The sequence below is a fragment of the Flavobacterium sp. genome (genome assembly GCF_035292545.1).
In the GTDB taxonomy this organism is placed as follows: domain Bacteria; phylum Bacteroidota; class Bacteroidia; order Flavobacteriales; family Flavobacteriaceae; genus Flavobacterium.
This window is the reverse complement of the sequence record NZ_DATDPV010000047.1, coordinates 52,886-61,578: the sequence shown is the minus strand read 5'-3', so window position 1 is coordinate 61,578 and position 8,693 is coordinate 52,886. Positions and strand designations below refer to the sequence as shown.

Below are 8,693 nucleotides of genomic sequence, written 5' to 3'. Positions count from 1 at the left end.
GGAAACGGGGGGGGGGAGTGTTTTTACTTTAAAAAAAACCTGTAGACTATAAAATGAATAATATGGCCTAAAACCTGTAGTCCATATGATGAGTGTCACCTAGCTTTTTCGTCTTCATGGGTACGAATGTATGCACCTATGAAAACTAATATTGCAACAGCTATAATTCCAAATAGGATGGTGTTGCTCTTTTTTAAAGATTGATTTTGTAGTTCTACTTGCTCAACTTCAAATGAGCTTTCCACTGCTTTGAATGTTCTTATGTCTATCATATTTTTTGAATTGTTATTGTACCATCTCCATTAATGATGATGCCAAATTTGTAAATAAAGGGATGCCGTATACCTTCTATCATATCATAATGATTTGAAACTTCGAAATTAAATCCTTTTCCTAACATAAATTGTTCGCTAAAAGTTTTCCTACGCTCATTACCCATCATCTCTATTAGAATCTTATGGTTCTTATTTATTGGTTTGTCAATATAAGCATTCTCTTCCCTAAGTTTATTAGCCTTTTGATTGTTATATTTAATTCCGTTGGCACGTGTAGCAAATTTTTGAGATTTCCTTTTAGGGATAAACTCTTCGCCGGTTAGTAAATCTTTCATAATTAAAGTATTTTAAACAAACTTAGGTAATTTAAATTTAAATTTATACATTTGTGTATAAAATAATTAAATATGTCATTATCTAAAAGCCAAATCATCCATAACGATTCCTATAAAAAGCTAAATATTAATTATAATGAAGCCCTTGCCTATATCAGAGAGAGGAATTTTACCAATAAAAGTTTGGGAATTACTTATAGAGAGTTAAACCATTGGTCAACTAAAGGACTGTTGTTTGAATCAAATGAATTTGGGAAATGGAGAAAATTCAATATTCTTGAAATGGTTTGGATTGAGTTGTTGAAAGAGCTTCGTTTGTATAATTTTCCATTAAACACTATACAGATAATTAAAACATCCTTAATGTCTAAATTTGATTTGAGCGCAGTACTTGAAATGGATGTTGATAACAATGTGCTAGAAGTTATGAAATTGAATTTATCACCAGAAGAGTGTGAAAATTTCATGAGTAGCGGAGTAGATTATAAAACTCTTATTAATGAAAATAATATAAATGAATTTTTACCTGAAAATCTCCTTGAACCAATTCTTCTTGAAGCTTACTTTCTAAAATCTCAATATAGAATTATAATTAATCATAAAGGAGAGGTCTCATTTTCTAAAGATGTTTATATGGAACATCATTTAGCTGATGAATCATTTAATTTAAATTTTGAAAGAAGTAACATTTCAATATCAATTAATACCCTCATATCAAATATTTTCAAAGATTATACCAAAGAAGAGCTAAAATTAAAATGGAAATTAATAAATGAAGAGGAAGAAAAAATTTTAGATGTAATTCAGTCAGATAAAAAAATGAAATCTATCAATATAAGATTTAATGACAATTCTAAAATCGATTTATTACAGTATACGGAAGAATTATCAGTGTCACCAAATTATTATCTAAAAAAATTAATATTATCAGGTGGCTATAATGAAATTAAAGTAATAACTCAAAAAGGAGATATTGTTTTATGCGAAAGAACCGTTAAACAAAAAATATAAATTAGGTACTGTAAACAGCAGACCATTCAAGAAAACCAACTTTCAACATATCCGATAAGCGGGATGATGAAGACAAGGTTTATATAAATGTCAACTTTAAAAAAATCAAAAAAAGAAGCGTACAAAAAAATATTAAAAAAAGAATTCGGAAATTTATCAGATGAAAAATTAGAAGAGTTGATAGAATATCTCTTCGAACTGGCCTTGTGGGAAGTGAAAGTTTTAAATAAAGGAATGTTATGAAAAAAAGAACCGCTATTTTAATGGCCAGAGTTTCAAGTGATGAACAGGCTAAAGGGTATTCATTGGATATTCAGGAGACCAGTATCCGAAAATGGTGTCTTGAAAATAATGTTGAAGTAGTTAAATCTTTCAGGGAGGATCATTCTGCGAAAAATTTTAACAGACCACAATGGAAAGATCTAAAAGTATATGCGAAAACAAATCAAAAAAATATTGATTTGTTATTGGTTACGACTTGGGATAGATTTTCCAGGAATACTACTGATGCTTTTAATGAACTATTTGCGTTTAAAAAATTTGGGATTGAAGTACAGTCTATTCAACAACCAATAGATTTTAGTATTCCTGAAAGTAAAGTGCTTCTAGCAATCTACTTAACATTACCGGAGATTGACAATGACCGCAGATCAATGAAAATAAAAGAAGGTATGAGAGCTGCGCTTAAATCTGGACGATGGAGTAGGAAAGCCCCTGTTGGTTATCTGAACACAAGAGATAGTTTTAATAAACCTCATATTATTAAAAGTGAAAAAGCCTATTTGATAAAATATGCTTTTGAAGAAATTGCTAAAGGAGCTTCCCAGGAATTTGTCAGAAAAAAAATTAACGAAAAAGGATTAAAAGTAAGCCGTAATAATATTTCATTACTTCTTAGAAATTTTGTTTACATCGGGAAAATCAGGGTTCCGGCAGATGAAAATGAACCTGAAGAAATTTTAGATGGCATTCATGAAGCTATTATCGACATGAATTTATTTTATAAAGTTCAGGAGGTTTTGTGTGCCAGAAACTCAAGAAAAAATGGTACAAAACAAAATTCAACACGTGATGAATTACCCTTAAGAGGTATTTTAAGTTGCTCGCATTGCGGAAATAAAATTACAGGAAGCGCAAGTAGAAGTCAGAATGGCACGAGACACTTTTATTACCATTGTAACTTCTGTAAAAAGGAGCGCTATAAAGCAGCGTCTGCGAATGTTTGTGTTGAAAATTTTTTGGATGAAATTCAATTCAGTCAATCTGCAAAAGAAATATATAAAGACATGCTCGAAACTTTGTTTAAAGAAAAAGATTTAGATAGTAAACCAACAATTACGGTAACAACAAAAAATAAAATACAATTTCTAAAAAGCAGAATTGATAAATTACAGGATCTGTTGGTTGATGGTGTTTTATCTGTGGAGGATTACAATAAAAAGAAAGGTCAATATCAGAAAGACTTGGCAGACTTAAATGAAGGTTTAGAGTTGAATAATACTAATAATATTGACATTAAGAAAAAAATAGAAAAAGGGATAAACCTTATGACTAATGCTAAATCGCTGTATCTAAATGCTAATGTAATTGAGAAGCAGAGACTAATTAGTTCGATATTCCCCGAAAAAATAGAATTTTCAAATAATAAATGTCGAACCAATCGAATTAATGATTTGCTTTCTTGTATGTTATTGAATAACAATGAGTTACATCAAATAAAAACGGGAAAATTCAATGAAAATATTGAATTATCCCGTCAAGTGGAGTCGGGGAGAATCGAACTCCCGTCCAAACAAGCAACTAAAAAACTTTCTACACGCTTATTTCCTGATTAGATTTTCGTCTTTGTGCTTGGCCAGAAACAGCCACACAAAGCTTATCTTCTTAATTTCGAAAACCACCCGAAGCATATGGTAATCTAGGTTTATTTTTACGGTTCTCCTTTATTGACCGCCACAAACCAAGGCTTTCAAGGAGAATCCTGCTTCCCTATCTGATAGGGACGAGGCTAATCTTACTATAATTCAGATTATGCAGCTAGAGCGTAGTTATTTTCGCCGTGTAAAAAGTATAGGACCATTTATTTACGAGAATTGTCCCAGTTCTCGGCGTGCTTACCTTTCAATTCGACTTGCTGTCAAAACCAGTCGACCCCATTTATTTTAGAATTCAATTATCAAAAAGCATTCCAAAATTAAGTCTGCAAAGATAATCTTTTTTATCTGAATCCCATCGTCAGTATCATGAATTCTGACAACCGAACCTATTCATCCGTATCATTTTTATCCCGCTTGAAAGGATAATCTCCAAATAAACGGGCTAAATTTTTAATTTTATAGACTTTTCTCGAGCTTATATTATTCAGGGCAATAATGGTTACATTTTCATCTTTTAAAGTCACATACGAAGACATGTTTCCATGCCACCAACCGTTATGAAAATAGAAATTTTGTCCAGTTGGCCAATTGACCATCCTAATCCCTAAACCATAATTTTTTGTGCCCTTACGTTCATTACTATAACCCTCATAGATTTGACTTCTTAATTCCGGACTTAAAAAATTAGGGGAATTCCTCGCCATGTCAAATTTTAATAAATCTCTCGGTGTTGAATAAATATTTTTGTCGCCATAAACGGCATCCAGATAATCATAACCAATTTTTTGCTTATTGAATCTATAAGAAGGAGTCACAATATCCTGGTCTTTTGCATCATCATAAACAAAAGTGTTTTTCATTCCTAAAGGATCGAAAACCATCGTTTTCATAGCTTCTTTATAGCTTTTCCCTGTGATTTTTTCAATAATTAAAGCCAACATGGCATAATTGGTATTGCAATAACTAAACCGGGTGTCAGTTTTGAATTCCAAATTGATATTCTTGTCAATCATTACGTCCAAAATATCTTGATTGGTAATGGTTTTATGTCGGTCCCAAATCTCTTTTTTATTAGTGAAATAAGCATAATTACGCATACCACTTCGGTGATTGAGCAGCGTTTTAACCGTAACTTCAGGATAGGGAAAACCAGTTAAAATGGTATTTACTTTCTGATCCAAAGTTAATTTTCCACCATGAATCAGTTTCAAAATTACTGATGCTGTTATCACTTTACTTACTGAGGCAATGTGAATTGGAGTTTCACTGGTTATAGGCGTTTTCTTTGCGATATTGCTGTAACCATCATATTTTTCGTAAATAATCTGACCGTCTTTAGCAACAAGAAAGCTAAGATGGTTATTATTTGATGGCCAGGTTTTTTTGTAAAAACGATCGATTTGAATTTTCTTTAAATTGACATAACTTTCAGAAAGTTTAGGAAATTTTAAATTCGATGGTTGCATGTTTATACTCGAAACAGTATCGGTAACGATTTGAACCGCAACCGGTTTTTCTTTTTTTGCACAAGACAAAAAAAGTAAGGTAAAAGAGAGTATTTTTATAGGTAAAAAAAGAGTTTTCAATGTCATTAAAGTAAGCTTAAGAGGCAAATATAACCAAAGATACAGATTATCAAAGAGATGTTTTGTTAAAGGTTTTTTAAAGTTTATTTCTTTTTTACTTCAATTCATTGTAATTCAGTTGTTAAAATGTTCTTTTTATTTACATAAAAGTTTTGAGAACAATGCTGTAAATCTTACTTTTGGAATCGAATAAAAAATGACACACAGCAGATGAAATTTGGTATTATAAAAGAAAGAAAAAACCCACCGGACAGAAGAGTGGTTTTTACACCTGAAGAGCTTGCAAAATTAAAAAAAGAACATCCTGAAGTTTCCATTAAAGTAGAAAGTTCCGATATCCGATTTTTTACTGACGAACAATATGCAAATTTAGGGATAGAAGTTTCAACTGACATGTCTGATTGTGATGTCCTTTTCGGAGTGAAAGAAGTCCCGGTAGAAGCTTTAATTCCAAATAAAAAATATTTCTTCTTTTCTCATACCATCAAGAAACAGCCCGATAATCGTAAATTATTACAAGCCATTCTTGAAAAAAACATCGAATTATACGATCACGAAACCATTGTGGATGCCAATTTTAAACGATTAATCGGTTTCGGGAGGTATGCAGGAATTGTAGGTGCTTACAACGCTTTCCGAGCTTTTGGAATTAAATTCGGACTCTATGCTATTCCAAAAGCAGAAACGCTGTCAGGGAAAGATGCTTTGGTAGATAAATTAAAAAGACAAATTCTGCCACCTGTAAAAATAGTTCTTACGGGTAGGGGAAAAGTAGCAAATGGTGCCAAAGAAATTCTTGATGGTATTAAAATCAAAGAAGTTTCTATTGAAAATTATTTAACAAAAAATTATACAGAACCTGTTTATACCCAAATTGATATTTTAGATTACAATAAGCGTAAAGACGGACAACCTTCAGATAAAAAAGATTTCTACGCTAATCCAAAAGAGTATACATCTGATTTTGAACGTTTCACTAAAGTTTCAGATATTTTTATTGCAGGACATTTCTACGCTAATGATGCGCCGGTTATTTTGACTCGTGAAATGCTTCAGGCAAATGATAATAAAATAAAAGTAGTAGCAGATATTTCCTGCGATGTTAACGGACCAATTGCAAGTACTATTAAAGCATCAACGATTGCAGAACCTCTTTTTGGTTATCTGCCTAGCGAACACAAAGAAGTGGATGTTTTTCATCCGGCCGCCATAGTAGTGATGTCAATAGATAATTTGCCATGCGAATTGCCAAAAGATGCCAGCGAAGGTTTCGGTGAAATGTTCATGGAACATGTTATTCCCGCATTTTTTAATGGCGATAAAGACGGTATTCTCCAAAGAGCCAAAATCACCGAAAACGGTCGACTCACCGAAAGATTTAAGTATTTACAAGATTATGTGGACGGAAAATAAAGTCTGAATCTAATTACAGCTTTTCGTTTTTATTTTTCAAACAACTGAACTTATTTTTTTACATTTGAAAAAAAATAAGTTCAGTTATGAGAAATATCTTTTGTCTTTTATTTGTTTTAAACTTCATGTATACACAAGCCCAGAGCGTTCAGTCTTCTTCAAAAGAAATAACACTTACATTTAAATTATCAGAAAAAGGAAAACCGAGTTATACGGTTTTTTATAAAAATAATCCGGTAATTTTAGAAAGTTTTTTAGGAATTAAGCTAAAAGACGGATCTGATTTGGCATCGAATTTTACACTGACAGATTCAAAAACAGCGACTTTCAACGAAACCTGGCAACCCGTATTAGGCGAACAGGCGAACATCATTAATCATTATAATGAACTGACACTTTTCCTGAAACAATTAGTAACGGGGAAAAAAATGAACATTGTTTTCAGGGTTTTTGATGAAGGTGTTGCTTTTAGATATGATTTTCCACAACAGGAAAACTTAAATTATTTTATCATATCGGATGAAATTTCTGAGTTTAATTTAGCTGGAAACCATAAGGTTTTCTGGATGCCTGGTGATTTTGACAGCAATGAATATATATATAATGAAACCTTATTTTCTGATATTAACACAGAGAAAATTGATTTGAATAATGGTATCGGCGTAAAATCCATCTCTGGAAAATATGTGGTGCAATCGCCATTAATGATGAAATCGGCCTCCAATTTATATCTCAATATTTTTGAAGCGGCAGTGGTTAATTATCCGGTTATGCATTTGAATGCGGATGTAACAAATTTCAAATTAACCTCTCAATTAGTTCCTAATGCCATTGGCGACAAAGCCTATTTACAAACGCCTTGCCACTCACCATGGCGTACTATTATGGTAAGCGATGATGCCAGGGATATCGTAAGTTCTAAAATGATTTTGAATCTGAACGAACCTTCAAAAATTGATGATACTTCATGGATAAAACCAATGAAATATGTAGGTATTTGGTGGGAAATGCATGTCGGAAAAGCAACTTGGGATTATGCAGGTTCTCAAAATGCACAAAATACGACCGCACAAGATTTGAAACCATCGGGGAAACATGGTGCTACTACCGAAAACACTAAAAAATATATTGATTTTGCCGCTAAAAATGGTTTCGATGGTGTTTTAGTCGAGGGCTGGAATACCGGCTGGGAAGATTGGTTTGGCAATTGGAAAGAAGAAGTTTTTGATTTCGTGACTCCTTATCCGGACTTTAATATCGGGGAGGTTACGGCTTACGCCAATGAAAAAGGAGTCAAAATGATCATGCATCATGAAACATCGGGTTCTGTAGCCAATTATGAAAGACACTTAGACCGGGCTTTCGATCACATGAAAAAATTCAGTTATCCAGCTGTGAAAACAGGTTACGTGGGCAAAATTATTCCGCGTGGTGAATTCCATGATGGTCAAACGATGGTAAATCATTTTAATTTTGTGGTAAAACGCGCCGCCGATTATAAATTGATGGTCAATTCTCACGAAAGTTCACGTCCTACAGGTTTTAGCAGAACGTATCCAAACTATATAGCGGCAGAAGCAGCGAGAGGGAATGAATTCAGTGCCTGGAGTTCAGGAAATCCACCAATGCACGAAACTATTCTACCCTTTACAAGACTTCTTGGTGGTCCAATGGATTATACGCCCGGTATTTTTGAAATCAAAATGAGTCATTATGATGGGGCCAAAAAAGAACAGGTTCATACGACATTAGCAAAACAATTGGCGTTATATGTGACCATGTATTCTCCTTTGCAAATGGCAGCTGATTTGCCTGAAAATTATGAGAAATACCCGGATGCTTTTCAGTTCATTAAAGATGTAGCGGCAGATTGGGATGAAAGTAAATATCTGGAAGCCGAACCGGGAGATTATTTGACAATAGTAAGAAAAGCAAAAGGAACAGAAAACTGGTTCCTGGGAGCAATAACCGATGAGAATGCAAGGAAATCAGTAATAGCTTTAGATTTTCTTCCGAAAGGTAAAAAATTCAAAGCAGTAATATATGAAGATGCCAAAGATGCCGATTGGCAAAAAAATCCTAAAGCTTATAAGATTAGAACGATAGAGGTAAACTCAAAATCAAAAATAAATTTAAGTTTAGCCGCTGGTGGAGGAACAGCTATTAGTTTTTCCCTGATAAATAAATAGTTCAGCA

At 32.9% G+C, this 8,693-nt stretch carries 7 protein-coding genes, 1 other RNA gene and 1 pseudogene; 5 read left to right on the top strand and 4 right to left on the bottom strand.

Annotated elements, in window-relative coordinates:
- Positions 1 to 95: 95 nt before the first annotated feature.
- Positions 96 to 272 (bottom strand): hypothetical protein, encoded by a 177-nt coding sequence (locus tag VI621_RS08425; protein ID WP_324217936.1) that lies wholly within the window; start codon positions 270 to 272, stop codon positions 96 to 98.
- A complete protein-coding gene (locus tag VI621_RS08420; protein WP_324217935.1) occupies positions 269 to 610 on the bottom strand; it encodes a hypothetical protein in 342 nt (113 codons plus the stop codon). The genes VI621_RS08425 and VI621_RS08420 overlap by 4 nt, the downstream gene beginning before the upstream one ends.
- 72 nt (positions 611 to 682) lie before the next feature.
- Between VI621_RS08420 and VI621_RS08415 the strand changes: the two genes are divergently transcribed.
- The 3 genes and pseudogenes from VI621_RS08415 to VI621_RS14815 form a co-directional block, all read left to right on the top strand.
- Positions 683 to 1,621, top strand: coding sequence for a hypothetical protein (locus tag VI621_RS08415; protein WP_324217934.1), 939 nt, complete (start codon positions 683 to 685; stop codon positions 1,619 to 1,621).
- Positions 1,622 to 1,708: 87 nt separating this feature from the next.
- Positions 1,709 to 1,864, top strand: a complete 156-nt coding sequence (locus VI621_RS08410) for a hypothetical protein (RefSeq protein WP_324217933.1) — start codon at positions 1,709 to 1,711, stop codon at positions 1,862 to 1,864.
- A pseudogene (locus VI621_RS14815) lies at positions 1,861 to 2,631 on the top strand (recombinase family protein); the annotation flags it as partial. The gene VI621_RS08410 and the pseudogene VI621_RS14815, both read left to right, overlap by 4 nt.
- 748 nt (positions 2,632 to 3,379) lie before the next feature.
- Here VI621_RS14815 and ssrA read toward each other — a convergent pair.
- Both ssrA and VI621_RS08400 read right to left on the bottom strand, forming a co-directional pair.
- Positions 3,380 to 3,776: a transfer-messenger RNA gene (gene ssrA / locus VI621_RS08405) on the bottom strand.
- 108 nt (positions 3,777 to 3,884) lie between these two features.
- Positions 3,885 to 5,090, bottom strand: a complete 1,206-nt coding sequence (locus VI621_RS08400; RefSeq protein WP_414655487.1) for a serine hydrolase domain-containing protein — start codon at positions 5,088 to 5,090, stop codon at positions 3,885 to 3,887.
- 204 nt (positions 5,091 to 5,294) lie between these two features.
- Here VI621_RS08400 and VI621_RS08395 point away from each other — a divergent pair, with 204 nt between their 5' ends.
- Positions 5,295 to 6,497, top strand: coding sequence for an NAD(P)-dependent oxidoreductase (locus VI621_RS08395; RefSeq protein WP_324217931.1), 1,203 nt, complete (start codon positions 5,295 to 5,297; stop codon positions 6,495 to 6,497).
- A 125-nt stretch (positions 6,498 to 6,622) separates the two neighbouring features.
- Positions 6,623 to 8,686 (top strand): glycoside hydrolase family 97 protein, encoded by a 2,064-nt coding sequence (locus VI621_RS08390; protein WP_324217930.1) that lies wholly within the window; start codon positions 6,623 to 6,625, stop codon positions 8,684 to 8,686.
- Positions 8,687 to 8,693 lie beyond the last annotated feature (7 nt).

What these genes read in the sequence shown, in the direction of transcription:
- VI621_RS08425 (WP_324217936.1), bottom strand. Translation starts at nt 272, where the DNA reads ATGATAGACATAAGAACATTCAAAGCAGTGGAAAGCTCATTTGAAGTT.
- VI621_RS08420 (WP_324217935.1), bottom strand. Translation starts at nt 610, where the DNA reads ATGAAAGATTTACTAACCGGCGAAGAGTTTATCCCTAAAAGGAAATCT.
- VI621_RS08415 (WP_324217934.1), top strand. Translation starts at nt 683, where the DNA reads ATGTCATTATCTAAAAGCCAAATCATCCATAACGATTCCTATAAAAAG.
- VI621_RS08410 (WP_324217933.1), top strand. Translation starts at nt 1,709, where the DNA reads ATGTCAACTTTAAAAAAATCAAAAAAAGAAGCGTACAAAAAAATATTA.
- VI621_RS08400 (WP_414655487.1), bottom strand. Translation starts at nt 5,090, where the DNA reads ATGACATTGAAAACTCTTTTTTTACCTATAAAAATACTCTCTTTTACC.
- VI621_RS08395 (WP_324217931.1), top strand. Translation starts at nt 5,295, where the DNA reads ATGAAATTTGGTATTATAAAAGAAAGAAAAAACCCACCGGACAGAAGA.
- VI621_RS08390 (WP_324217930.1), top strand. Translation starts at nt 6,623, where the DNA reads ATGTATACACAAGCCCAGAGCGTTCAGTCTTCTTCAAAAGAAATAACA.